This window comes from Klebsiella sp. FDAARGOS_511, from assembly GCF_003812845.1.
GTDB classification, from domain to species: Bacteria; Pseudomonadota; Gammaproteobacteria; order Enterobacterales; family Enterobacteriaceae; genus Klebsiella; species Klebsiella grimontii.
In genome coordinates this window covers 66,119-90,367 of the sequence record NZ_CP033824.1, presented here as the reverse complement: position 1 = coordinate 90,367, position 24,249 = coordinate 66,119, and the positions used below count along the sequence as shown (strand labels likewise).

General features: G+C 58.2%; 22 protein-coding genes. 11 read left to right on the top strand and 11 right to left on the bottom strand.

Annotated features, from left to right (window positions below; all coding sequences use genetic code 11):
- Window positions 1-218: 218 nt before the first annotated feature.
- The gene (locus EGY08_RS01385) at window positions 219-1,415 is read right to left on the bottom strand and encodes an L-talarate/galactarate dehydratase (protein ID WP_004120716.1); all 1,197 of its coding nucleotides are present in this window, start codon (window positions 1,413-1,415) and stop codon (window positions 219-221) included.
- 304 nt (window positions 1,416-1,719) lie between these two features.
- On the opposite strand from EGY08_RS01385, the gene EGY08_RS01380 reads away from it, so the two are divergent.
- From EGY08_RS01380 to EGY08_RS01355, 6 genes are all read left to right on the top strand, one after another.
- The gene (locus tag EGY08_RS01380; protein ID WP_004120714.1) at window positions 1,720-2,724 is read left to right on the top strand and encodes a LacI family DNA-binding transcriptional regulator; all 1,005 of its coding nucleotides are present in this window, start codon (window positions 1,720-1,722) and stop codon (window positions 2,722-2,724) included.
- Between the two features lie 125 nt (window positions 2,725-2,849).
- Window positions 2,850-3,467 (top strand): glutathione S-transferase family protein, encoded by a 618-nt coding sequence (locus EGY08_RS01375; protein ID WP_123828091.1) that lies wholly within the window; start codon window positions 2,850-2,852, stop codon window positions 3,465-3,467.
- 68 nt (window positions 3,468-3,535) lie between these two features.
- Window positions 3,536-3,763 carry a tautomerase PptA gene (pptA, locus tag EGY08_RS01370; RefSeq protein WP_004120709.1) on the top strand — a complete coding sequence of 76 codons (228 nt, stop codon included), beginning with the start codon at window positions 3,536-3,538 and terminating at the stop codon, window positions 3,761-3,763.
- A 268-nt stretch (window positions 3,764-4,031) separates the two neighbouring features.
- Window positions 4,032-4,349 (top strand): type II toxin-antitoxin system RelE/ParE family toxin, encoded by a 318-nt coding sequence (locus EGY08_RS01365; protein ID WP_049114535.1) that lies wholly within the window; start codon window positions 4,032-4,034, stop codon window positions 4,347-4,349.
- A gap of 75 nt (window positions 4,350-4,424) precedes the next feature.
- Complete coding sequence (gene nadS / locus EGY08_RS01360; RefSeq protein WP_004120704.1) at window positions 4,425-4,721, top strand: NadS family protein; 297 nt, start codon at window positions 4,425-4,427, stop codon at window positions 4,719-4,721.
- Between the two features lie 79 nt (window positions 4,722-4,800).
- Entirely contained in the window at window positions 4,801-5,247 is a 447-nt protein-coding gene (locus tag EGY08_RS01355; protein WP_004120702.1) for a hypothetical protein, read from the top strand.
- A gap of 40 nt (window positions 5,248-5,287) precedes the next feature.
- On the opposite strand, the gene EGY08_RS01350 is transcribed toward EGY08_RS01355, so the two are convergent.
- From EGY08_RS01350 to EGY08_RS01340, 3 genes are read right to left on the bottom strand one after another with little or no spacing between them, the layout of a single operon-like run.
- Complete coding sequence (locus tag EGY08_RS01350) at window positions 5,288-6,892, bottom strand: carbohydrate porin (RefSeq protein ID WP_123828090.1); 1,605 nt, start codon at window positions 6,890-6,892, stop codon at window positions 5,288-5,290.
- Window positions 6,893-6,935: 43 nt separating this feature from the next.
- Window positions 6,936-8,318 (bottom strand): glycoside-pentoside-hexuronide (GPH):cation symporter, encoded by a 1,383-nt coding sequence (locus EGY08_RS01345; RefSeq protein ID WP_087829398.1) that lies wholly within the window; start codon window positions 8,316-8,318, stop codon window positions 6,936-6,938.
- Between the two features lie 26 nt (window positions 8,319-8,344).
- Window positions 8,345-9,916, bottom strand: coding sequence for a family 78 glycoside hydrolase catalytic domain (locus EGY08_RS01340; protein ID WP_123828089.1), 1,572 nt, complete (start codon window positions 9,914-9,916; stop codon window positions 8,345-8,347).
- A 203-nt stretch (window positions 9,917-10,119) separates the two neighbouring features.
- Here EGY08_RS01340 and EGY08_RS01335 point away from each other — a divergent pair, with 203 nt between their 5' ends.
- The gene (locus EGY08_RS01335; RefSeq protein WP_004120685.1) at window positions 10,120-10,941 is read left to right on the top strand and encodes a helix-turn-helix domain-containing protein; all 822 of its coding nucleotides are present in this window, start codon (window positions 10,120-10,122) and stop codon (window positions 10,939-10,941) included.
- Window positions 10,942-11,060: 119 nt separating this feature from the next.
- Here the strand turns inward: EGY08_RS01335 and EGY08_RS01330 are convergent, their stop codons facing one another.
- From EGY08_RS01330 to EGY08_RS01320, 3 genes are all read right to left on the bottom strand, one after another.
- Window positions 11,061-11,393 (bottom strand): DUF6616 family protein, encoded by a 333-nt coding sequence (locus EGY08_RS01330; protein WP_004120683.1) that lies wholly within the window; start codon window positions 11,391-11,393, stop codon window positions 11,061-11,063.
- A 115-nt stretch (window positions 11,394-11,508) separates the two neighbouring features.
- A complete protein-coding gene (locus EGY08_RS01325; RefSeq protein WP_087829394.1) occupies window positions 11,509-12,021 on the bottom strand; it encodes a MarR family winged helix-turn-helix transcriptional regulator in 513 nt (170 codons plus the stop codon).
- Window positions 12,022-12,202: 181 nt separating this feature from the next.
- Complete coding sequence (locus tag EGY08_RS01320; RefSeq protein ID WP_004120679.1) at window positions 12,203-12,784, bottom strand: flavin reductase family protein; 582 nt, start codon at window positions 12,782-12,784, stop codon at window positions 12,203-12,205.
- Window positions 12,785-12,994: 210 nt separating this feature from the next.
- Here EGY08_RS01320 and EGY08_RS01315 point away from each other — a divergent pair, with 210 nt between their 5' ends.
- The 4 genes from EGY08_RS01315 to nhoA all read left to right on the top strand — a co-directional run bounded on the left by EGY08_RS01315 (window position 12,995) and on the right by nhoA (window position 17,397).
- Window positions 12,995-13,699: an ABC transporter ATP-binding protein gene (locus EGY08_RS01315; RefSeq protein ID WP_162626014.1), complete on the top strand. Its 705-nt coding sequence runs from the start codon at window positions 12,995-12,997 to the stop codon at window positions 13,697-13,699.
- Window positions 13,696-14,664, top strand: a complete 969-nt coding sequence (locus EGY08_RS01310; protein WP_049113766.1) for an ABC transporter substrate-binding protein — start codon at window positions 13,696-13,698, stop codon at window positions 14,662-14,664. Before EGY08_RS01315 ends, EGY08_RS01310 begins: the two co-directional genes overlap by 4 nt.
- Window positions 14,665-14,819: 155 nt before the next feature.
- Window positions 14,820-16,475 (top strand): ABC transporter permease, encoded by a 1,656-nt coding sequence (locus tag EGY08_RS01305; protein WP_123828088.1) that lies wholly within the window; start codon window positions 14,820-14,822, stop codon window positions 16,473-16,475.
- Window positions 16,476-16,551: 76 nt separating this feature from the next.
- Complete coding sequence (nhoA, locus tag EGY08_RS01300) at window positions 16,552-17,397, top strand: N-hydroxyarylamine O-acetyltransferase (protein WP_087829387.1); 846 nt, start codon at window positions 16,552-16,554, stop codon at window positions 17,395-17,397.
- Between the two features lie 145 nt (window positions 17,398-17,542).
- On the opposite strand, the gene narI is transcribed toward nhoA, so the two are convergent.
- Genes narI through EGY08_RS01280 form a run of 4 tightly spaced genes read right to left on the bottom strand, consistent with a single transcriptional unit; the run spans window position 17,543 to window position 24,196 of the window.
- Window positions 17,543-18,223, bottom strand: coding sequence for a respiratory nitrate reductase subunit gamma (gene narI, locus EGY08_RS01295; RefSeq protein ID WP_123828087.1), 681 nt, complete (start codon window positions 18,221-18,223; stop codon window positions 17,543-17,545).
- Window positions 18,220-18,915, bottom strand: a complete 696-nt coding sequence (narW, locus tag EGY08_RS01290; protein ID WP_123828086.1) for a nitrate reductase molybdenum cofactor assembly chaperone — start codon at window positions 18,913-18,915, stop codon at window positions 18,220-18,222. Before narW ends, narI begins: the two co-directional genes overlap by 4 nt.
- Window positions 18,915-20,459, bottom strand: a complete 1,545-nt coding sequence (narH, locus tag EGY08_RS01285) for a nitrate reductase subunit beta (RefSeq protein WP_087829382.1) — start codon at window positions 20,457-20,459, stop codon at window positions 18,915-18,917. The genes narW and narH overlap by 1 nt, the downstream gene beginning before the upstream one ends.
- Window positions 20,456-24,196, bottom strand: a complete 3,741-nt coding sequence (locus EGY08_RS01280) for a nitrate reductase subunit alpha (protein ID WP_004120664.1) — start codon at window positions 24,194-24,196, stop codon at window positions 20,456-20,458. The genes narH and EGY08_RS01280 overlap by 4 nt, the downstream gene beginning before the upstream one ends.
- Between the last annotated feature and the right edge of the window lie 53 nt (window positions 24,197-24,249).

The following is a 24,249-nucleotide window of genomic DNA, read 5'->3' as shown; positions in this document are numbered from 1 at the left end:
TTGCAGGGTTGTGTATTGTGGGTACAGGCAATAAGAGATATTTCCCCGGGAGGGCTACAGGTTTTCAGTCGTCTGCGGACCGGTAGCCCGGACAGATGCGCTGCATCGCCTCCGGGAAAATGCGGTATTCTCCTGGGGGCGGCGCTTGACGCGCCTTGCGCGGGCTACGGGGCCTGTAGCCTGGATAAGGCGTTTACGCCGCCATCCGGGGAATTCGGTTAAGGGCGTTTACCAAACTCGCAGCTTTGCTGGGTCCAGCGGCGGGCCTGTTCGCTCAGGGTAAAGCCCAGGCCGTGGCGTTCGGAAACCCACATCCGCCCGTCGCGCAGCTCGAGCTGTTCGTTAAACAGCGGGTTCAGCCATTCGAAGTGCTCCAGCCACGGCTCGAGCGGGTAGGCGGCGGCGAGATGCAGGTGTACCTCCATCGCAAAGTGCGGGGCCAGCTTGCGACCGTGCTTCGCCGCCAGATCCATAATCTTCAGGAACGGGGAGATCCCGCCGACGCGCGGCGCATCCGGCTGGACAAAGTCGCTGGCGTTGCCGAGGATAAGCTGCTCATGTTCGCGGAAGCTGGTCAGCATCTCGCCGGTGGCAATCGGCGTATCCAGCGCGGCGGCGAGCTGCGCGTGGCCTTCAACGTCGTAGGCGTCAAGGGGTTCTTCAATCCAGATCAGGTTGAACTGCTCCATTTTGCGCCCCATGCGGATGGCGGTTTCGCGATCCCACTGCTGGTTGGCGTCGACCATTAACGGGAAATCATCGCCCAGCACCTCGCGCACTGCCGTCAGGCGACGAATATCCTCAGTGGTATTCGGCTGACCGACCTTCAGCTTAATCCCGCCAATCCCATTCTCACGGGAGATAGCCACGTTTTTCAACACCTGATCCAGCGGCGTATGCAGGAAGCCGCCAGAGGTGTTGTAGCACTGGACGGAATCGCGGTGCGAGCCGAGCAGCTTCGCCAGCGGGAGTCCGGCGCGTTTGGCTTTCATATCCCACAGCGCAATATCGATAGGAGAGATGGCCTGTACCGCCATACCGCTGCGGCCTACGGAAGCACCGGCCCACAGAAGTTTGGTGTAGATCTTGTCGATATCGTTGGGGTCTTCGCCGAGCAGATTATCGGCGATCTCTTTGGCGTGGGCGTAAATGCCCTGGCCGCCCGCGCGCTTGGAATAGCTAAAGCCGACGCCTTCAAAGCCGTCCCGGGAGCGGATTTCGGCGATGATGATCGCTACTTCGGTAAGCGGTTTTTGCCGACCGGTCAGAACTTTTGCATCGCTAACGGGGGTCGCCAGCGGCAGAAAGGCCAGCGACAGTTTGACGTGTTCAATGCGGTCGCCGGTCTCTGCGGCGGTTTTGACGCCAGACGCTTTGGCGTAGGTCACGGACTCGGAATTAGCGCTCGTGGTCATAGTTAGTTCCCTTTTAGTGATAAAATGTTTGCGCTAACATTTTTAATCTTGAAATTGTCCTGGCGCTACGACAGTGATTTTAATTTGTACAAATGATCACAATTAGCGGTTATAAAGGGTAAAATTATGCAGTGCAGGTCACGATCCAAATAGGTTTGTGAAAATTCACAAAGAATAATGATAGCGATAACATTTTATTTTTCAGATCGTTGATTCTATTGAAGATGTCGTGGTGGCCGCTGGCAATTGCGCGGGCCATCATCAATAATGCCCACAGAAAACGACTCAACACAGGGGCTTAGTCGTGAAAAGCAGAAAACCGACGCGGGCGCCGACGCTGGATGATGTAGCCCGTAGCGCCGGGTTGTCGTCGATGACGGTCAGTCGGGCGCTGAATACGCCGCAGCTGGTACGGCCAAAAACGGTCGAGAAAGTGATGCAGGCGGTGCAGGCGACGGGCTACATTCCCAACGCGCTGGCCGGCGGCCTGGCCTCCAGGCGCAGCAAGCTGGTGGCGGTAGTGGTGCCGCAAATCAACAACAATATGTTTGTCGATACCATCCAGGCGTTAAGCGATACCCTGGCGGCGCGCGGCTACCATATGCTGCTGTGCGTAGCGGGCTACAGCCGACAGACCGAAGCCGAGCTGGTAGCAACCTTACTCTCCCGGCGTCCGGATGGCGTGGTGTTGACCGGCATTCAGCACGCCCCGGCGTTGAAGAAGACGATTCTCAACGCCGCTACGCCGGTAGTGGAGATCTGGGATCTCACCCCGACGCCGCTGGATATGCTGGTTGGTTTTTCGCATGAAAAAGTCGGTGAAACTATTGGCGAATATTTGCTGGAAAAAGGCTACCGTCGCCCGGGCCTGCTGTGGGCCGGCGACGCCCGCGCGACGTTGCGAAAGCAGGGACTCTGCGCCCGGCTGGCCAAAAATGGCCTTGACGATGCGCCGCAGGTCGTAGTGCCGCTTCCGGCATCACTGGCGCTGGGGCGTCGCGGCCTGGCCGAGCTGGTGGCTGGCGGCGAGTTTGACGTTATCGTCTGCAGCTCTGATACCCTTGCCCAGGGGGCGATTATGGAAGCTGAAAGCCGGGGTCTGCGCGTGCCGCAGGATCTGGCGGTGATCGGTTTTGGCGATCTGGACTTCGCCGCCAGCAACCGTCCGGCCATCACCACCGTCAGCGTCGACCGTCACGCCATCGGCGAGCAGGCGGCCACGCTGCTTGCCGACCGCATCGAAGGCGGCGGTGAAGGGGACGTGATTATTGATATCGGCTTTCACCTGGTGGCGCGCGAGTCGGCGTAGCTCTGCCGTGTAGCATGTGCGAGGGGGCCTCAATAGCGGCATGGCCTAATCAAATCTATACTGCAAAATTGCTAAACCTGTCGCCGCTCTGTTCCTGAGCGGCAAATTCATCGAGGGCGCAGAATATGATCACCGTCTATGGCGTACCCGGCTGGGGCTCAACAATTAGCGAACTGATGCTGACGCTGGCCGGTATCCCGTACCATTTTGTTAACGTTGAGGGCTTTGACCAGCCGGGCCCGCAGCGCGACCGCCTTAAAGAGATAAACCCGCTGTGTCAGGTGCCGACCCTGACGCTTGAAGACGGCAGCGTGATGACCGAATCCGCCGCTATTGCCCTGATGATCCTCGACAGACGGCCGGATCTCGCCCCGGCGCGCGCATCGCCGCAGCGGCATGCCTTTCAGCGTCTGCTGATCTGGCTGGTGGCGAACGTCTACCCCACCTTTACCTTTGCGGATTACCCCGAACGCTTGGCCGCCGATGCGCCAGAGCAGCTGCGGGAAAGCTGCATCAGATATCGCAAATCGCTCTATTTGTGGCTGGAGGAGCAACTTGCCGCCGCGCCGTATGCCTTGGGCGCGGAGATAACCCTGTTGGACTGCTATATTGCGGCGATGTGCGCCTGGGGCCCGCGCCGGGAGTGGTTTGCGGCCCATACGCCAAAATTCGTCGCCGTGGCGGATGCGGTGTATCGCCATCCCAAACTCCAATCCGTGCTGCATCGCAACGAGCTGATTTAAAGCACAAAATGAGAACCGAACGTCGCCTGCTATGATAGCTTTATTGTCCTGACAATAAGGAGCCTGCTATGCCGCACGTTGATATAAAATGTTTTCCCCGCGAGCTGAATGATGAACAAAAAACGGCGCTGGCCGCCGATATTACCGAGGTGTTGATTCGCCATCTGAACAGCAAAGAGAGTTCAGTGAGCGTGGCCCTGAAGCAGGTTGAGCCGAGCGACTGGCAGCAGGTGTGGGACAGCGAAATCGCCCCGCAGATGGAACAGTTGATTAAGAAACCGGGCTATAGCATGTAACCCGGTTTCTTCCCCGGAGGCGATCAGCATTCCCGGAGGCGATGCTGCGCATCTGTCAGGGCTACGCGTTCTCAGTGGTCTGCTATCCGGTAGCCCGGGCAGGCGTATCGCGCCGCCCCCGGGAGCGGGGGCACTGAAGCCAGGCCATGAGCGATACGTCTTGTCCTGGACCAACGCGTTACAATGTACCGGGTACATGAAATCCTTTGATTACTGTACACAGTACATATATATTGTCTGGTAAGTCGTAAGGACATCAGGGAATGAGATGTTTACTTTTATTGAACTACAAGGCTTCAGTAAGCGACGCCAGGTGCTGTTACCGGATGATGAATTTCGGGCCTTTCAGGAAATCCTGATCAATGATCCTGAGGCAGGTGACACCATTTCGGGAACCGGAGGTTTTCGTAAAATCCGCTGGAGTCGTCCCGGAACGGGCAAGCGCGGCGGCGTGCGGGTGATTTACTATAATGTAACGATAAAGGGAAGAATTTACCTGGCGCTCATCTATCCTAAAAGTGAACAGGATGAATTAAGCCAGGAGCAGAAAAAAATGTTAAGGCAGGTTGCTGAGTTATTAAACTAGCCAAGAAACATAAAGTGAGGCTGAGCTATTAATGATTGAAACATCGATAGCGCCAGAGAGCCAACTGAGGTGTATATGAAAGACGAATTGTTTGCCGATCTGCTGGCTAGTGCAGAAGAGATGATCAGGATTGAGAAGGGTGAACTAACGCCGAAGGTGCACCACGTTCATACCTTCAGCGAAGTTGATGTGAAAGCGATACGCGAAGCCACCGGTTTAAAACAGCAGGACTTCGCCGCCGCCGTTGGCGTTAGCTATGAGCTGGTTAAAAGCTGGGAAACGAAACGACGTCATCCAACCGGCGCATCCAGAAAGCTGCTTTTATTGCTTCAGGGCAATCCATTGATTATCAACTTGTTGAAGGTTATTTGAAACGTTATTTTTCGAAAGGAAAATGGCAGAATTTGCCCTCTTTCGTAATCGAGGGTCTTTAAAAAGGAGAGTATTACGTATGGAAACTGATGAATCTATTTTGACAGAAGTCGAGAAATACAGCGCTCATATCGATAGATTTAGATCGCGAGCAAATACTCATGGTATCTGGCTTTTTATTGCTACGCTTGGATGCTGGGGAGTAACTGATCCCTATATTAGGATGCTGGCATTTATTATGCTCTTCATTATTTTTTTGTTTCTTCTACACGGTAGCTTTCCAGGTGAAAAGCGAACGTTTAAAAAGATTCACGATGATATAAAAAATAAAATACTCAATAATTTAACACCAGAGCAACAGCAAGAAAGGTTTCACGATCTTCTCATCGTTGAGAAAAAACGAAAGTCACTTATTGGAATTATAAAAACAACCTTTGTCTTTATAGCCTGTTATGGTTTTTATTTTATTAGTTTATTTTACTTCATACAGAACTGGCATTGTGACAAAGTTACAGCGTGTATTTAAATAAACCCGTCCAGGCGTTTGCCCCGGACGGGCTGACTTCTTAAAACCAAATCTCCGTCTGCACGCCAAAGTTCCAGTTTCCTCCGGCAGTAAATCCTTTACTGCCGAAATCATCGTTGATCGCATAACGATCCAGGTCTTTATCCCAATTCATCCACGTGACAAAGAAACGTATCTCCGGCCTCGCTTTGATATCAAACACATCGCCCACTTTAAACGTCGGGGCGAAGGTCAGCTTGTAAAAATCGCCGCTCACCGCCTGGTATTGATGCACGCCGCTGTCATAGCGATAGGTTCGGCCGTTGGGATTCAGGTCCATATATTGCCAGGACGCCTCGTACAGCAGGGCGAAGTTGCGGGTGATGCCCTGGGAAACCCGCAGGTTAAAGGTTGCCCAATCGTAGCGGTCGCCATCGCGGTAGCGATCTTCGCTATGCTGGGCGATAACCGATGGCGCAAGCTGCCAGTTTTTGCCCAGCGGTAAAATACCGTAGGACGCAAAGCGCAGTGATTTGGCGTTTTCAGTAAGATCGCCGTCGCTGCCCGGCTGGCGCGCCTCGGCGCCCAGCCCGCCGCCGTACTGCAGGGCGCTCTCCGATACGCCCGGCGCGAGGCCATAGAATTGCTGTTTGTCGTGATACGCCAGCATCGCGTAGTAGCCGTTTTTCGCCGTATTATCGCTGCGCAGAGCGTAACTGCCGGTGGTCGAGGTATTATCTTTCAGGTCATCATTGCCCTGGGCGGTCATCGCCGTGGTCATCAGCTGCCAGTTGTTCCAGAAGTGGTTGGAGGTGAACATCAGGTTCTGGATATCGTTATCTTCATAATTATCGCTACCCAGGTCGCCAAAGCTGCGCGCATAAACCGAGTAGTCGCCGCGCAGCGTGCTATTCCAGTTGACGTCATTGATCCCGCCGCCGGTACCACCGAGGAACATAATATCGCTATCGGTAAAATGGATATCGAAATTATCGCGGTCGAAACGCTTGCCCGCCCAGATGGAGGCGCTCCTGAACGGCCCGGAAAAATCGGCGAAATTACCCATCTCGACGTACAGCTGGCGTACGTTCAGATGGTGGCTATCGTTATCCTGCACCCACGGATCCGGGTTGGTCGCGCCGTCGGCCAGCATGGTTTTAAAGTGCGCCCACGACCCGTCGCTGAAGGTCATTTTTTTGCCGAAGCTCAGCTCCACGTAGTTATCTTTCTCATTGCCGAGACGGCCAACGTGGGCATCGCCGTTGAGCGAACTGGCCGGCGAGATCCCCGGACCGCCGCGCGCGCCTTTGCCGTGGCTGTTGACCAGCATCCCGGAGCGTGCGTAGGCGTTAAATTCAAAGCCATCGCTCAGGCGGGTTTTCGCCAGCTGTTTGTCGGCAGCCTGCTGTTTTTGCTCCGTCGCTGCGGTGTGCTGACTGAGGGTCTGCACCTGCTTTTCCGCCGCCGCCGCACGCTGTTCTGCCGCGCTGGTGCGCAGCTCCGCCTGCTGCGCCCGACGTTTAGCCTCTCCGGCCTCCTGCTCCGCATGGTTAAGCCGGGCCTCCAGCTGCGCCAGACGTTGTTCAACGCTGAGCGGGGCCGCACTCGCGCCGTAAGCCGAAAAAAGGGCGCAGCAAACCGCTGCGCTAATCAAAGAGATACGCATAGTAATCCTTATTTTTTCAGAGGTATGAAGGGTATGCAGCGCCTTACAGGGCGTGGTTTTCTCCGGCGACTGATGACGAATCCGACGGCGCGCGACGTCCGGTATCAAGGTCGGCGCGGATCTGCTCGTACTGGTCGTCGAGGCGGTAGAAACGGCCTATCCACAGCATCGAGGCGACAATCAACAGCGCCGGGATATAGAGGTAGCAGGCTTTAATGGCCAGCATCGCGCTGTCGCTTTGCGTCTGGTTAGCGATATAACCGCCGGATGAGAGCAGGGCCCCGGTAATGGCTCCCGCGCCCGCCATCGCCACCTTGCCAAGAAAGCCGTTGATGGAGGTTAAAATGCCGGCGGTATTGATGCCGGTTTTCCATACTCCGTAATCCACCGGATCGGCTTGCATAGAGAAGTAAATTGCCGTGCGCTGTCCGGCGCCAAGCGAGAGTACGACCGCTCCGGCAACCAGACCCCAGCTGTTAACGCCTGCCGCCATCATCATGCCCATGCCGACCAGGTTGATCGCGCTGGCCACCAGGTAGACGTGGCGTTTTTTCATCCTGCTGGCGAGCAGCGGTACGGTGAGGGTACCCAGCAGCGGTACGAAGGTGGAGATCCCGGCGACGATCGCCGTGAGATCGCTATTGCCGACGTAGTAGTGGAAGAAGTAGACCAGCGCCCCGGTCTGGAAGAAGAACGCGCCCCACATCAGGAAAATATTAATGGCGAAGACGAACCACGGCCGGTTGGCGCGCAGGCTAACCCACGCGCGTTTTAACGTCATGCGCTCCTGCGTAATGCTGATATTTTCTTTAACATTACGAAAGCTCACCAGCAGGAAAAAGGTGGCAATAACGCCGAAAACCACCGCCGTATAGAAGAAGCCGTGCTGCTGATTGCCTTTCCCCAGCGCGCTAACCAGCGGCAGAGTGGCGACCGCGACAATAGTCGCGCCGAGCGAGCCGAGCAGAATACGCACCGCCGACAGCGTGGTGCGCTCCCGCGAGTCGTTCGTCAGAAACGGCAGCATGGCGCAGAACGGAATGTTGACGAGGGTGTAGAGAAACGACAGGCACAGGTAGGTGATAAAAGCGTAGATCAGCTTACCAATGGTGCTGAAATCCGGCACGTAGAAGGCCAGAATACACAGCAGCCCGAAGGGAACCGCGCCTATCAACAGGTAGGGACGACAGCGTCCCCAACGGGTGGCGGTATTGTCGATAACCAACCCCATCAGTACATCGGCAACGCCGTCCACCAGGCGCGTAACGAGGAACATCAGGCCAACGTAATAGGCGGGCAGCCCCATCACGTCGGTGTAAAAGAACATCAGATAAAGAGAGATCATCTGCCACACAAGGTTGCAGGAGAGGTCGGCGATGCCATAGCCAAGGCGCTGCCGCCACAGGGTAAAGGTTGTTTCTGCCATATAAATACACTCGCTTATCGTTGTTGTTAAAGTCCGTACTGGCGAATAAACCAGGCCGGAGTGCAGCTCCACGCATGGCAGTAACTGTTGATCAGTTTGCTGCCATAAGGGGAAAAGTCAGGATGCGCCGGGTCGAAGATTTCCCAGAAAGTATCGGCGCCGTAGTCGACCATGGCGCCCCAGTAGGCCTTGAGCTGCGCAATCGCTTCATCCCGCAGCCCGCACTGCAGTAGGGCGGCGATATAGTGGTGACGCAGATACGGCGTGTTCATGGCGACGGCGGGGGGATTTTTCTCCAGGTTGCGCATGATCTCCCGTCGCTGCTGCGGCGTGCCGATTTCTGCCAGCACCAGCCAGATTTGCGATGCCCAGGAGACCTGGCGCTGGGGGCCGCTGACGTAGAAGCCCTGCTGCTCGTCCCAGAACGAATCAAGCGCTGCCGCTTTAAGCTGCTGTAAACGCTGGCGATAGCTTGCGGCCAGCTCAGGTTCGAAACGCTCCGCCAGCCAGACGGCGCGCTGCAGGCAGTAAATCAGTATCCCCTGCGCCGCCGCCTGTTTATTCAGCGACGCTTGCCAGTCGATAAACACCCACCAGTCGTCGCTATCGCGCACAATACCGGAGGGGCCGCAGCGGCTTAGCGCCAGTTCTACCTGACGGCGCGCCGTGGGCCACAGCTCGCGCGCCGTTTCAATGTCCTCGGCGCTTTGCAAATGGTTATAAAGAACGTCGACAAAAAACAACGAATAATCAAACAGAAAGGTATCGTCCGCAACGATATCCGGCTGGACGAACACATTAGCCGACACCATCCCGTCCTCGCGAGTATGCCCGGCGAAAAGGTACAGACAGCGGCGCACCAGATCGTGGCGGGCGAAGGTGACCTCGTTCACCAGCGCCTGCAGGCGTAAATCGCCGAGCCACAGGCGGCGGTCGCGTTTGGGCCCATCTTCAAACACCTCCTGCATGCAGTTTTGTAGGGTCAGAACGGCAATGCTATCGATGGCCTGGAGCTGCGGGTCGGAGGTTGCCGCCGCCGGGCATGCGCCGCTGGCTGAGGTAACGGCATTAACCTGGATCTGGTCAAACTGCAGACGAAACTTGCGCGAAACGGCTTTGACCTCCACCTTCAGGTAGCGGAAGCAGTAGCGGCGCGGGAGGTCAACTTCGGCGGGCAGGACATCAAGCCACAGATCCTGCTGCTGCAGCCAGCTGCTGCTGAGCCAGCCTTGATAATCGCTGAACGGTTCGCACACTTCGCTCAGCGTTTCGCCGAAGGTGAATTGCAGATGGGCCGGAGCGTCCGGCGGGCTCCCGGCGCTCCGGCAGAGAAAATGCAGGTAGCCAACGTAATGGCTGCCAAAATCAATAATGACGCTATCGCCGCTGGTCAGCTCGCGCTGGTAAAACGCGGCCAGGGTGCTCACCGGCTCGGCGCGCCAGCCAAAGAGCGCCGCGGTGTCGGCGCGGGCTTCCACCACCGCGCTCGGCAGATGCGCCTCACGGCGCAGCGCGGGCCGGAGCGCCTCGGCGATGCGTAAAAAATGCGGGTGGCGAGTCATCGTGACCTGAGAATTATGCTGAATTGCCTGTGACATACTGCGTCCTCTGTGTTTAATTGTCCGCAGCATAAGACGCCGCCGCCCGCGGCAACCACTCTGGCAATGCCAATGCATTTGACAAAATGGCACTGATAATGGGGTGGGCGGGTTGGCGATCACAATTCCACAAATCTGACTCGTGGCCGCCGGTGAAATGCATTATCTTGCCCATGCACCGTATGTTGTTTTGGACTTGATCGATGATGTTAACCGTTGAGTATTATTTCACCCATCCTCAGGATAAGCTGGGGATGTACGCCAGTGACCCGGAAGATAATAGCCATGAACACAGTCACGAATTTGCTGAACTGGTGATCGTTGAGCAAGGACACGGTTTACACGTTATTAATGGCCGGCCATTATATATTCAACAGGGGGACGTTTTTTACGTTCAGCCGGGCGATGTACATTATTATGATGAGCTGGGAACGCTGAAGTTAATTAACATATTGATTAACCCGCTGGTTGAGTTCCAATATTTACAGCCTCTCGATACCTTATTACAGACTTTCTCTGCGCAGAATGCGTCCTGCTACGGTTGGCTGGCTCCGGACACTCGCCATACCTGCAAGGATCTGGTTGATAAAATCTTTTCACACCCGCTGCGGCAGCCGGGAAATATCGCCCTGAGGGAAGCCGCGTTTTTCCAGCTGGTGACGACGATTCTGCATGCGGAAACTGAAGCCGAATACAGTAATACCAAATATAAGCTGCATAAGCTGCTGACCTGGCTGCAGGAGCACTGTTTTGAAGAACATAACTGGCAGCAGCTGGCGGATAAATTTCATCTGACCACGCGGACCGCTTTTCGTCATATTAAAGAGGCGACGGGGCTGACCCCGGATAATTATTTAAAGCGGCTGAGATTAGTTTCGGCGCGCGTAAAATTACGCGAAACCGATATGACGATTACCGAAGTGGCTTATTTATGCGGTTTTGCCAACAGTAATCACTTTACCACCTTATATAAAAAGGTCTTTGGCCTGACCCCCAGCGAAGACCGGCGTCGTTTGCAGCGGTAGTTCTCTCCCCGGAGGCGATACTGCGCATCTGTCCGGGCTATGGGTCCGCAGCGGTCCGCGGTCCGGTAGCGCGGGCAAGGCGCTCTGCGCCGCCCCGGGGAGAAGACGGGACTGAAGCGTCAGCTCAGCGAGCGGAGATGTTCTTCCATACCGCCGGTAGCTGCCGCGGCATTAATATGATCAAAATAATCATACCAGCCGCTGGCGGCGATACCGGCGAGCAGCGCATTGCGGGCCTGTGCGTCAGGAAAGCGCCAGATCCCCAAAAAGCGGTGCGATGTAGTATGGTCGACAGCGGTATCGGTTTCCGCCAGCGTCAATAGTTCAATGCCGGATCCCGCGAGGCCGCCCATTGCCGCCTGAATGCCGCTGATAAACTGCTGACGGTGCTCCGGGGACAGGCCGCGCCAGGCTGCATTGGGCGTATAAAGTTCGACTAAATAGTGGGGCATATCTGTTGCTCCTCAAGTGAAATTTCGTATCGCCCGTTGGCAGATACGATGTGTGGTGGATGGAGGCGACGCCGTGAGTCCTTGCGCGCAGAGCGCCTGCGAAATAGCTTCAGGCTTATCCGCCACAAGGGGGAACGCCTTTACCTGCCAGCGTCCCGGCGGCGACCTTCGTCAGCAGTTCGGACAGCTGGCCGCGCTCCTGCGCCGAGAGATGGCTGAATAAGCCGCCAATCCAGCGGCTATGCTGGGCGAAGACGCGGGTGATAAGCTGTTTTCCTTCTGCGGTTAAGGCAATGCTCATGGCCCGGCCATCAAGGGGGTCGGCATGGCGCTCAATAAGCTGGTCGCGCTCCAGGCCGTTAAGCAGGCCGGTAATGGTGGCGCGTGTGACGCCCGCTTTTTCCGCCAGCACGTTAGGGGCCAGGCCGTCTGGCGCGGCATCAAGCAAAAACAGCAGCACGAAGCGCCCTTCGGATAATCCCCACGGAGCCAGCAGTGTTGCACAATCGCGATCGATGGCGGCGGCGAGCGACAGGGTCTGAAAACAGAGACGGATGTTATCCACGTCGGTAAGTTGGTGACGCTCTGCCTCCTGCAGTAGAGAAAGGTATTTCTGTTCAAGTTCCATAGCGGCCTCCGACATATAGTATGGTGCCTAACTATATGCATAAAGCGACAGGCGATCAAGCGCAAAAGGCGTTTTGAAACCCGCCGTGGAGAATGCAAACAAGCTGACGACGCCGTTTTGGTGAATTCCTGGTCAGCACTTTGTGCAGGCCTTTAGAACCGGCCCGCACAGGCGAGGGGCTCTACTCTTCCGGAGTATTGGCGCGCACGTGGCGACCGCTGGCGACAAAATTGCCGGTGCCGAGATGATGCAGGGTATTAATTTTATCGTCGTCGAACTGCCAGCGGCCGGTGACGAAGGCGCGCTCATCGGCGGCGGCGGAAACCACTTCGCCAAACAGCGTATCGTACTGCTCCTGAGCCGCCGTTGCCGGCAGCAGTCGGCACTCCATCCACGCCAGACACTTCTCTTCTATCAGCGGTAATCCCAGCTCCGGGCCTTGCACCACCGGAATACCGTAAGCGTTAAATTTATCTTCATCGCGCCCGCTGATGCTGCCGACCGCGTAGGTCCAACTGGCGGCCTCGACGCCCGGGACGACGATGCCGAAGGTGCCGTTACGCTCAATAATTTCCCGCGTCCAGGCGCTTTTATCCACCACGATGGCCAGCCGCGGCGGGGCGAACTCCACCGGCATCGACCACGCGGCGGCCATCACGTTGCGGCGTTGAGACCGGGCGTCATAGCTGGTTATCAGAATGGTCGGGCCATGGTTGAGCAGGCGACTGGCGTACTGGAGTTCCACGTGGCGAAAACGGCTCATATGCGTTCCTTGGTAAATGGGTCTGATGCCAGACAACACGTTAATCCGCAATGAAAATGTAATCAATACGTCATCAAGGCTCCCTATAGTCGGCGTCACTAAGTCCCAAAGAGGATAACAATATGTTAGCTCCCCTGAATTTATCACAGGTGAGCGCGCGCCGGCGGATGTTGACCGCGGGCAGAGCCTCGCTTTCCCAACGGGAGGGCGATAATGCGCGCGCTGACCAGCATTAAACTCGACGGCGTCTCTTTCGCCTTCGGCGCCCACACCGTGCTTAATCAGATCGATCTGCAAATTGATGCGGGCAGCATTGTTGCGCTGCTGGGGCCTTCTGGCTGCGGTAAAAGCACGCTGCTGCGCCTGCTCGCCGGATTAACCGTACCCGCCAGCGGCAGTATTCACTTTGGCGATCGCCTGGTGGCGAAAACCGGTTGGGGTTTGCCGCCGGAGCAGCGCGATCTCGGTATGGTCTTCCAGGATTACGCTCTATGGCCGCATATGACGGCAGCGCAGAACGTGGCTTTTCCGCTGCGTATGCGCGGCGTCGGGCGTCAACAACGTCAGCAAAGGGTCGAGGAGGCGTTGGCGATGGTCGGCCTCAGCGGCTTTGCCGACCGCAAACCGTCAGGGCTTTCCGGCGGCCAGCAGCAGCGCGTTGCCCTGGCCCGCGCCATTGTCGCCGAACCGCGCGTGCTGTTGTTCGACGAGCCGCTCTCCAATCTCGACAGCGAGCTGCGCGAGTCGCTGTGCATTGAAATGAGCCGCCTGCTGCGCCAACTGGGCATCACTGCCGTCTACGTCACCCACGACCGTCGCGAAGCCGAACTGTTGGCCGACAAGATTGTGCATTTATCCGCGGGCTGCGTTGCCGCCGTCCGTGCTGTGACTTCAACCTCAGGGGAATCCGTATGAAAACCGTTATGACCGTTAAGAAAGGAGCCGCGCTCGCGATGATGCTGTCTGCCACGATGATCTCCAGCGCCCACGCGCTCACCGTTTATACCGCCGGTCCGGGCTCACTGGCGAAAAGCCTCGCCAGCGGCTATGAGCAGAAAACCGGCGTTAAGGTGAATATTTTCCAGGCCACCACCGGTAAGGTGATGGCGCGTCTCGAGGCCGAACAGGCTAACCCGCAGGCGGATGTGCTGATTTCCGCCTCCTGGGATACCGCAGAAGATTTGCATCACCGCGGCTGGCTGCTGCCGTATCAGAGCGTCAATGCCGATAAGGTCCCGGCCAACCTGAAATCCACCGATTACGTTGCCCAGGGGATTTCGGCGCTGGGGATCGTCTGGAATACCAAAAGCGGCACCCCGGAGCCAAAAGAGTGGCGCGACCTGACCGAAGCGGCGTTTAAAGGCAAAGTGACGACGCCGGACCCGGCGCTTTCCGGCGCATCGCTGGATTTGCTGATCGGGTTACAGAATGGCATGGGCGATAAAGCCTGGGTGCTGTTTGATGATTTAAAGAAGAATGGCATGGTGGTCAGCGGGCCGAATGCCCAGGCGGTGACGCCGGTGATGCAGGGGGCGAAAGCGGCGGTATTCGGCGCGGTAGATTATGTGTCATACGGCAATATCGATCAGGGCGAAGCGCTGAAGGTGATTTTCCCGGCCAGCGGCACGGTCATTGCCCCGCGGCCGATGATGATCCTCAAAACCAGCCAGCATGCCGAAGATGCTAAGGCCTTCGTTGATTATGTCCTGTCGCCGGAAGGCCAGGCGCTGGTCGCCGACGCCTGGCTGATGCCTGCCCGCAGCGATGTTCCGGCGAAGCGCCCGCTGCTCAACGAGCTGAAAATTCTGCCAACCGTCAGCGATGGCAAGAGCGAACGCAGCGCGGTGCTGTCCCGCTTTAATACGCTTTTCGCCCAGTAAACCGACATCCCACGGGGTGCGAAAGTTTGCTCAGGCACACTCCCCGGAGGCGGCGCTGGCGCGCCTGTCCGGGCTACCGGACCGCAGACGGCTGTGAACCGGTAGCCCGGCTAAGCGCAGCGCGAGCCGGGGAAGATCGTATCCAGGAAAATACCGTGAAACAGAAACTGATTTCCGCTGGCACGCTGGCGGCGCTGCTGGTGCTGGTGGCGTTGCCGCTGCTCTTTATTATTCTGCAGGCGATTTTCCCCCGGTTTAGCGCCGGGTCGCTGGAGGGCGCGTTTAGCGGCGTGGCGGCGCTGATTGCCGACCCGCAGCTGCCAATGATGCTCGGCGGTACCCTGTGGGTGGCCTGCGGCCTGGCGCTGATGAGCGTGCTGATCGGCCTGCCGCTGGGCGTGTTGCGCGGGTTGTTTAATTTGCCGTTGCCGCGGCTGTGGGATTTGCTGTTTCTGATCCCATTTCTTACGCCACCTTATATCGCTGCCCTGGCGTGGACGCTGCTGCTGCAAAGCAACGGCTATCTGCAACAGCTAACCGGCTGGGATCTCAACGATCTGCTGTTTAGCCGCAGCGGGATCGTGCTGGTGATGACGCTCAATATTTTCCCGGTGGTCTATTTTGCCGTTTCGCGCAGCCTGCTGGCGAGCGGTCAGCGGCTGGCGATCGTCGCTCGGGTGCACGGGGCCAGCGCCTGGCGGGCGTTCTGGCACATTACGCTACCGATGCTTTCACCGGCGCTGGCGGCGGGGATGCTGCTGGCGTTTACCCTGGCGATTGAAGAGTACGGCGTTCCGGCGGCCCTCGGGTCGCGCGCGGGTCTGCTGATGCTCACCGTGGGAATCGAGAAAAAGCTCGCCGACTGGCCTATCGATCTTCCCGGCGCCTCGCTGCTGTCGCTGTTGTTGATGGCGGTGGCGCTGCTGGCCTGGTGGCTGCAAAAACGGCTGACTGGCGATAAAGAGGTCACCAGCGTCACCGGCAAACCGGGGGAGAATAGCGGGGCGGAATTGGGCTGGCTGGCGCTTCCTGCGGCGCTGTTAATGGTGAGCGTCGGGGGTGTGGCCGTGATACTGCCGGGAGCATCGATGGTGCTGACCAGCCTGATGGGTACCCTGTCGGGCGGTATTCATGGCGATAACTTTACCCTCCGCCATTTCACGGCGCTGTTTGCCCAGCAGGGCGACGCGCTGTCCGCGCTGGGTACCAGCCTTTCGCTGGCGCTGGCTTCGGCGCTGATTGTCGGCGTCATTGGCCTGCTGGCGGCGTGGCTGGTGCTGGTGCAGAAAATAAAGGGTAGCGCGATCGTTGATGCGCTGTCATTGATGCCGGCGGCTTTGCCGGGCGTGGTGGTCGGCGTCGGGCTGATTCTGCTGTGGAACCAGCCGTTCTGGCCAGTGTCGCCTTACAACACCTGGTTTATGCTGCTGCTTTCCTACTGCTGTCTGCTGCTGCCGTGGCCGGTGCGCTACGTTGGCAGCGCGCTGCGCCAGCTTGGTCATAACCTTGAGCCCGCCGCGCGGGTGCACGGCGCGACGCCCCTGCAGGCGCTGCGCCTGATCGTCCTGCCGCTGGTGTTCCCGGCGCTGCTGGCGGCGATGCTGATGGTGTTTGCCATCGCCTCCCGCGAGCTGGTGACCTCGCTGCTGCTGGCCCCCGCCGGGACGCAAACCGTGGCGGTGTTTATCTGGCGTCAGTTTGAGCAAGGATCCCCAGGACAAGGCATGGCGATGGCCTCGCTGACGCTATTTACCGGTTTGGGGCTGATGCTCAGCGCGCTGGCGTTGATGCAGCGGGGCGCGCGCGAATAACGCCGATCGCACAAAATACGCCATCAGGCGACAAAAAAAGGCTATAAATGTCGAACACCGATTGCTGGAGGCATTGATGAGTCCATTTTTAAGCGCCTATTTTTCTCGCCTGGGCTGGGCGGGTACCCCGGATGTTTCTCTGAACACCCTGCGTGAACTGCATATCCATCATAATGGCGCCATCCCCTTTGAGAATCTCGATGTGCTGCTGCCCAGAGAGATTCATCTCGACGATCGTACCCTTGAGGAGAAGCTGATTCATGGTCGCCGCGGCGGCTATTGCTTTGAGCAAAACGGCCTGCTGGAGAGGGCGCTGCGCGAGATCGGTTTTAACGTGCGCAGCCTGCTGGGCCGCGTGGTGCTGGCCAATCCGCCGCATATGCCGCCGCGAACCCACCGGCTGCTGCTGGTGGAGGTGGAAGGGGAACGCTGGATTGCTGATGTCGGCTTCGGCGGCCAGACCCTCACCGCGCCGATTAAGCTGCTGGCGGATATTGAACAAGCCACGCCGCACGGCGAGTATCGCCTGATTAACGAAGGGGATGAGTGGGCGCTGCAGTTTAGCCATCACGGCCACTGGCAGTCGATGTACCATTTTGATTTAGGTCGCCAGTACGCTGCCGACTATGTAATGGGCAACTTCTGGTCGGCGCACTGGCCGCAGTCGCACTTTCGCCACCACCTGCTGATGTGCCGTCATTTACCGGACGGCGGCAAGATGACGCTGACCAATTTCCACTTTACCCATTGGGATAAAAACCATGTGGTCGAAAAGCTGGATTTAGCGGATGTTCCGGCGCTGTATGAAGCGCTGAAAACGCGTTTTGGTCTTGGGGTCGATGATGCCAAATACGGCTTCAGCGAAGCAGAGCTGGCGGCGGTGATGGCGGCGTTTGATACCCATCCCGAGGCCGGAAAATAAATATCATTCAGGAACCGTTACTGTCAAACGTCGATGTTTCCCGGCTTGCGCTACGCTTAGCCGGGCTACAGCTTCACAGCTATCTGCGATCCTGTAGCCCGGGTAAGGCGTTTACGCCGCCACCCGGGATGATTGCGGATTTTGCTCAGCGTCTTGAACGCACCACCTGGTAGCGGCGGGTGAAATATTCAAACGGCGCGCTCCAGACGTGAACCAGTCGGGTGAACGGGAACAGCAGGAAAATCGTCATCCCCAACACCAGGTGCACGCGGAAGACAAAGGCGACGCCGCTGAGCATTTCTGACGAGCCGCCGCGGAACGTTACGATGCCCTGCGCCCAGCCAACCAGCTTCATCATTTCACTGCCGTCCGGATACTGCGCCGAGAAAGGAATCGTGCTCAGCCCGAGCAGACACTGAATCAGCAGAATGCTTATGATGATAATGTCCGGCATCGTCGAGGTGGCGCGCACGCGCTGGTTGGTCAGACGGCGCCAGAGCAACCCCGCGCCGCCAATCAGCGTCAGAACGCCGCACACGCCGCCGAGCACCATCGCCATCTGCTGCTTGACCGCAATCGGCAAAAACCAGGCATACATCCAGTGCGGCGTTAGCATACCGAAGAGATGGCCAAAGAAAATGCCGAGTATGCCGATATGGAACAGATTCGACCAGAGCACCATCCCGCGTTTATCCAGCATCTGGCTGGAGGAAGCGCGCCAGGTGTACTGACCGTAGTCATAGCGCAGCCAGCTGCCGAGAAAAAAGACCGTCGCGCAGATGTAGGGGTAGATGTCGTAAAAAAAGACGTTCAGGTAGTGTATCATTTCGGGCCTCCCGCGCTGACGTCGACGTACTGCGGCGCCACGTCCTGGCTAAAGCGTCGTTGATATTGCTGTAACGGTGAGCTGTCACAGGCCGTAGCGTTGTCTTCGACAAATTTCACCTGTTCTTCTTCCCAGACCGCATCCAGCGCCTGCCGGGTGTCATCGCGGGACTCGTTGTTGACCTGCTGCGTGACACTGTCACTTGATAGCGGGATCCCGCCCAGGCTGAGCAGGGCGTCAAACAACTGATACCAGGGGACACCGCGCTGCTTTAGCCGCCCGCCCAGCAGCGCCAGAATCGGCGCGACGTTTTGCAGGCCTTCGCGGGCTTCGGCTTCCGGCAATATGCTGAGGTATTCCAGATACAGCGGCAGGTGGTCGGGGAGTTCGCGACAGTCGAGCACCAGGCCCGCTTTTTCATACTGTGCGAGCAGGTCGACCATCGCCTGACCGCGGTCGCGGGACTCTGCGTGCACGTGTTCGAACAGCAGCAGCGACGTGGCGCGGCCCCGGTCGAACACTTCGCACCATTCGGCCTGCTTGTCCAGCAGCGGGGCATTCAGCATCTCCGCGGCGAAGTCGTCGAGCAGGGGGGCGTCGTGACGTACTATGCTCAGCACCTCGTCCTTGCACTGCCAAAGACACTCATCCGGGTACTCCAGCAGCAGGGCGATCGCTTTGAGGATTCGCATTATTCTCCCTCCGCTTTATCGCGCACTTCGGTGATGTTGATGGCGTCAATGCGGCTACTGTTGAACAGGTTGAATTTGCTGTCGGAGCCGTGGCAGCCGTCGCCGAAGGTAAAGCCGCAGCCGTTGCGCTCGGGGAAAGCGTCGCGGGCCATTTCGCGGTGGCTGGTCGGGATCACGAAGCGGTCCTCGTAGTTGGCGATCGCCAGATAACGGTACATCTCCTCGACCTGCTCAACGCTTAAGCCCACCTCCTCGATGGCGCGGGTATCGGTAACGCCCTCCACCGTTTGCGAGCGCATGTAGTGACGCATCGCCATCATGCGCTTCAGCGCGCGCAGTACCGGGCCGGTATCGCCCGCGCTGAGCATATTGGCGAGATACTGCACCGGAATACGCAGGCTTTCGATGGCCGGAAGCACACCGTCGCTTTTCGGCAGACCGCCGGCGTCGGCGTAGGACTGAATCGGCGATAGCGGCGGCACGTACCAGACCATTGGCAGGGTGCGATATTCCGGATGCAGCGGCAGCGCCAGCTTCCAGTCCATCGCCATTTTGTACACCGGCGAGCGCTGGGCGGCATCAATCACGTTTTGTGGGATCCCCTGTTTCAGCGCTTCTTCAATCACCGCCGGGTCGTGGGGGTCGAGGAACACCTCGCACTGCCGCTCGTAGAGATCGGTCTCGCGCTCGGTGCTGGCCGCTTCTTCGATGCGGTCAGCGTCATACAGCAGCACCCCGAGATAGCGAATACGCCCGACGCAGGTTTCCGAGCAGACGGTGGGCTGCCCGGATTCGATACGCGGGTAGCAGAAGATGCATTTTTCCGATTTGCCGCTTTTCCAGTTGAAGTAGATTTTTTTGTACGGGCAGCCGCTGATGCACAGACGCCAGCCGCGGCATTTATCCTGGTCGATCAGCACGATGCCGTCTTCTTCACGCTTGTAGATGGCGCCGCTGGGGCAGGTGGCGACGCAGCTCGGGTTCAGGCAGTGCTCGCACAGGCGCGGCAGATACATCATGAAGGTGTTTTCAAACTGCCCGTACATCTCCTTCTGAATCTTGTCGAAGTTACGGTCGCGGGCGCGCTTTTCAAACTCGCCGCCGAGCAGCTCTTCCCAGTTGGGCCCCCAGATGATTTTATCCATCCGCTTGCCGTCGATAAGCGAACGCGGACGGGCGGTGGGCAGGTGTTTGCCCTCGGGGGCATTGTGCAGATGCTGATAATCAAAGGTGAACGGCTCATAGTAGTCGTCAATCTGCGGTATCACCGGATTAGCGAAGATCTTGGTAATGACGCCCATTTTACCGCCCAGACGCGGGCGTATTTTGCCATTAACATCACGCACCCAGCCGCCTTCCCACACCTCCTGATCTTCCCAGTTTTTCGGATAGCCGATGCCCGGTTTGGTTTCAACGTTGTTAAACCAGGCGTATTCCATCCCTTCGCGTCCGGTCCAGACGTTTTTACAGGTGACGGAACAGGTGTGGCAGCCGATGCATTTGTCGAGATTGAGAACCATACCGACCTGTGAACGTATTTTCATTTTTTCGCCTCCTGTACCCCATCGCGACCTTCGTCATCCAGCCAGTCAATATTTTTCATTTTGCGGATCATGATGAACTCGTCGCGGTTGGAGCCGACGGTACCGTAGTAGTTGAAACCGTAAGCCAGTTGGGCGTAGCCGCCAATCATATGGGTCGGTTTCGGGCACACGCGGGTGACCGAGTTATGGATCCCGCCGCGCCGTCCGGTGACTTCCGAGCCCGGAATATTCATCAGGCGCTCCTGGGCGTGGTACATCATGGTCATCCCCGGCGGTACGCGCTGGCTGACCACCGCGCGGGCGGTGAGCGCGCCGTTGGCGTTGAAGGCCTCGATCCAGTCGTTATCTTCGATACCCAGCTCGCGGGCGTCGGTTTCGCTGATCCACACTATTGGCCCGCCGCGCGACAGGGTCAGCATCAGCAGGTTTTCGCTGTAGGTGGAGTGGATGCCCCATTTCTGGTGCGGCGTCAGGAAGTTGAGCGCTTTTTCCGGGAAGCCATTGGGCGGGATCGCTTTCATCTGGCTGACGCTGCGGGTGTCAATCGGCGGACGATAAACCACCAGGCTTTCGCCAAAGGCGCGCATCCAGGGATGATCCTGATACAGCTGTTGGCGGCCGGAAAGGGTGCGCCAGGGGATCAGCTCGTGGACGTTGGTATAGCCGGCGTTGTAGGAGACATGCTCGCTCTCGAGGCCGGACCAGGTCGGGCTGGAGATGATTTTGCGCGGCTGGGCCTGAATATCGCGGAAGCGGATTTTTTCATCCTCTTTATTGCGCGCCAGGTGCGTGTGCTCGCGGCCGGTAAACTCGCCGAGCGCCTGCCAGGCTTTTACCGCCACCTGGCCGTTGGTTTCCGGGGCGAGGGCGAGGATCACTTCCGAGGCGTCGATGGCGCTGTCGATGCGCGGTCGGCCTTTCGCCGGGCCGTCCAGCTTGACGTAGTTAAGCTTGCCGAGGAAATCGACTTCGCTCTGGGTGTTCCACGTAATGCCTTTGCCGCCATTGCCCAGCTTGTCGAGTAGCGGGCCAAGGGAGGTGAAGCGCTCGTAAGTCGCCGGGTAATCACGCTCAACCACGGCGATCGACGGCGCGGTTTTACCCGGCGTCAGCTCGCATTCGCCTTTCCGCCAGTCCAGCACGTCGAAGGGTTGAGACAGTTCCGCCGGGGAGTCGTGCTGCAGCGGCACCAGCACCACGTCGGTCTCTTTATCGAGGTGGCCCACGCAGACCTCGGAGAAGGTTTTGGCGATATCTTTGTAGATTTCCCAGTCGCTGCGCGATTCCCACGCCGGGTCAACGGCGGCGGAAAGCGGGTGGATAAACGGATGCATATCTGAGGTGTTCATATCGTCTTTTTCATACCAGGTGGCGGTTGGCAGAACGATATCGGAGAACAGGCAGGTACTGGACATGCGGAAATCGAGGGTCACCAGCAGGTCGAGCTTGCCTTCGATGGCCGCGGTCTGCCACTCCACCTCTTCGGGCTTCACGTCGTCGGCAGCCCCCAGCTCATCGCCCTGAATGCCGCTGTCGGTACCCAGCAGATATTTGAGCATATACTCGTGGCCCTTGCCGGAAGAGCCCAGCAGGTTGGAGCGCCAGATAAACAGATTACGCGGATGGTTTTTGCCGTTATCCGGCTGTTCGCAGGCGAAGCGTATCTCACCAGACTTCAGCGCCCGGGCGGTGTAGTCCGCAGGGGTAAGTCCGGCCGCGGCGGCCTGTTCCTTAATCGTCAGCGGGTTGACGCCAAGCTGCGGCGCGGAGGGCAGCCAGCCCATACGCTCGGCGCGTACGTTAAAGTCGATCAGACTGCCGCTGAATTGGCTGGCATCGGCCAGCGGCGACAGCAGCTCCTGGGCGGTCAGCTTTTCATAGCGCCACTGGCTGGCGTGATTGTAAAAAAAGGAGGTGCTGTTCATCTGGCGCGGCGGGCGGTTCCAGTCAAGAGCGAACGCCAGCGGCAGCCAGCCGGTTTGCGGACGCAGTTTCTCCTGGCCGACATAGTGAGACCAGCCGCCGCCGCTCTGGCCGACGCAGCCGCAGAACACCAGCATATTGATCATCCCCCGGTAGTTCATATCCATGTGGTACCAGTGGTTGACGCCGGCGCCGAGGATAATCATCGACCGTCCGTGGGTTTTATGCGCGGTATCGGCAAATTCGCGGGCGATCTGCTCGATGTGCTGGCGCGGGACGCCGGTAATCTGTTCGGCCCACGCCGGGGTATAGGCTTTTATCTCGCCGAAGTCCTGCGCGGCATTGGGATCGTCTAAACCGCGATCGAGTCCGTAGTTGGCGAGGATCAGATCATAGACGCTGACCACCAGGCCGGTTTCGCCGTTGGCCAGCGGCAGCTGTTTAACCGGCAGCTGATGCAGGGTCACCGGCTCCTGCTTAACGCTGCGGAAGTGCGGGTTTTCGTTGCCGCCGAAGTAGGGGAAACCTACCGTCACCACGTCGTCACGGCTACCCAGCAGCGACAGCGAGAGTTCAATGGTTTGCCCGGCGGCCTGCTGTTCGAGGTTCCATTTGCCTTTTTCCCCCCAGCGGAAGCCAATCGAACCGTTGGGCGCCACCAGTTCACCAGCGCTGTTATAGGCAACGGTTTTCCACTCCGGGTTGTTGCTTTCGCCCAAATCGTCAACCAGATCGGCGGCGCGGACCATCCTGCCGGGAACGTAGAACCCCTCCTCGCGACGCTCAAGCATCACCAGCATCGGCATATCGGTGTAGGTGCGGCAGTAGTTGAGGAAATAATCGCTCGGGGTATCAAGGTGAAACGTTTTGAGGATCACATGGCCCATCGCCATGGCCAGCGCGCTGTCGGTACCCTGTTTCGGCGCCAGCCACTGGTCGCTAAGCTTGGCGACTTCCGAAAAGTCCGGGGTAATCGCGATGGTTTTGGTGCCCTTGTAGCGCACTTCGGTAAAAAAGTGGGCGTCCGGCGTTCGGGTCTGCGGGACGTTGGAGCCCCAGGCGATGATATAGCTGGAGTTGTACCAGTCGGCGGATTCGGGAACGTCGGTCTGTTCACCCCAGGTCATCGGCGAGGCGGGAGGAAGGTCGCAGTACCAGTCGTAGAAGCTCAGGCAGGTGCCGCCGAGCAGCGACAGATAACGGGTACCGGCGGCGTAAGAGACCATCGACATCGCCGGGATCGGCGAAAAGCCCGCCACCCGGTCCGGGCCGTAGTTTTTGATGGTCCAGACGTTGGCGGCGGCGATCAGCTGGTTCAGCTCCTTCCAGCTTGAACGGATAAACCCGCCTTTGCCGCGAACCTGCTTGTAGCTAAGGGTTTTGACCGGGTCGCGCATGATGCTGTCCCACGCCTCTACCGGATCCGGATGCTGGGCCAGCGCTTCGCGCCACAGCTCAATCAGCCGCTTACGCGCCAGCGGATACTTCAGACGGTTGGCGCTGTACAGGTACCAGGAGTAGCTTGCGCCGCGCGGGCAGCCGCGGGGCTCGTGGTTCGGCAGGTCAGGACGGGTGCGGGGATAGTCGGTTTGCTGGGTTTCCCAGGTCACCAGCCCGTTTTTGACGTAAATTTTCCAGCTGCAGGAGCCCGTACAGTTCACGCCGTGCGTTGAGCGGACGATTTTGTCGAACTGCCAGCGCTGACGGTAGCTGTCCTCCCAGTCGCGGTTGGTGTTGTACACCTGGCCGTGACCGTTGGCAAAGCTCTCGCCTTTTTGCTTAAAGTAGCGAAAGCGATCCAGTAGTTTACTCATGACATTTCTCCTGATCCATAAACTGTCAGGGCGTTCGCCCGCAGGCCGGGTAA

Bases quoted from the DNA above. Each gene is read 5' to 3' on its own strand.
- EGY08_RS01385 (WP_004120716.1), bottom strand. From the start codon at position 1,415: ATGACCACGAGCGCTAATTCCGAGTCCGTGACCTACGCCAAAGCGTCT.
- EGY08_RS01375 (WP_123828091.1), top strand. From the start codon at position 2,850: ATGATCACCGTCTATGGCGTACCCGGCTGGGGCTCAACAATTAGCGAA.
- pptA (WP_004120709.1), top strand. From the start codon at position 3,536: ATGCCGCACGTTGATATAAAATGTTTTCCCCGCGAGCTGAATGATGAA.
- EGY08_RS01365 (WP_049114535.1), top strand. From the start codon at position 4,032: ATGTTTACTTTTATTGAACTACAAGGCTTCAGTAAGCGACGCCAGGTG.
- nadS (WP_004120704.1), top strand. From the start codon at position 4,425: ATGAAAGACGAATTGTTTGCCGATCTGCTGGCTAGTGCAGAAGAGATG.
- EGY08_RS01355 (WP_004120702.1), top strand. From the start codon at position 4,801: ATGGAAACTGATGAATCTATTTTGACAGAAGTCGAGAAATACAGCGCT.
- EGY08_RS01350 (WP_123828090.1), bottom strand. From the start codon at position 6,892: ATGCGTATCTCTTTGATTAGCGCAGCGGTTTGCTGCGCCCTTTTTTCG.
- EGY08_RS01345 (WP_087829398.1), bottom strand. From the start codon at position 8,318: ATGGCAGAAACAACCTTTACCCTGTGGCGGCAGCGCCTTGGCTATGGC.
- EGY08_RS01340 (WP_123828089.1), bottom strand. From the start codon at position 9,916: ATGTCACAGGCAATTCAGCATAATTCTCAGGTCACGATGACTCGCCAC.
- EGY08_RS01335 (WP_004120685.1), top strand. From the start codon at position 10,120: ATGATGTTAACCGTTGAGTATTATTTCACCCATCCTCAGGATAAGCTG.
- EGY08_RS01330 (WP_004120683.1), bottom strand. From the start codon at position 11,393: ATGCCCCACTATTTAGTCGAACTTTATACGCCCAATGCAGCCTGGCGC.
- EGY08_RS01325 (WP_087829394.1), bottom strand. From the start codon at position 12,021: ATGGAACTTGAACAGAAATACCTTTCTCTACTGCAGGAGGCAGAGCGT.
- EGY08_RS01320 (WP_004120679.1), bottom strand. From the start codon at position 12,784: ATGAGCCGTTTTCGCCACGTGGAACTCCAGTACGCCAGTCGCCTGCTC.
- EGY08_RS01310 (WP_049113766.1), top strand. From the start codon at position 13,696: ATGAAAACCGTTATGACCGTTAAGAAAGGAGCCGCGCTCGCGATGATG.
- nhoA (WP_087829387.1), top strand. From the start codon at position 16,552: ATGAGTCCATTTTTAAGCGCCTATTTTTCTCGCCTGGGCTGGGCGGGT.
- narI (WP_123828087.1), bottom strand. From the start codon at position 18,223: ATGATACACTACCTGAACGTCTTTTTTTACGACATCTACCCCTACATC.
- narW (WP_123828086.1), bottom strand. From the start codon at position 18,915: ATGCGAATCCTCAAAGCGATCGCCCTGCTGCTGGAGTACCCGGATGAG.
- narH (WP_087829382.1), bottom strand. From the start codon at position 20,459: ATGAAAATACGTTCACAGGTCGGTATGGTTCTCAATCTCGACAAATGC.
- EGY08_RS01280 (WP_004120664.1), bottom strand. From the start codon at position 24,196: ATGAGTAAACTACTGGATCGCTTTCGCTACTTTAAGCAAAAAGGCGAG.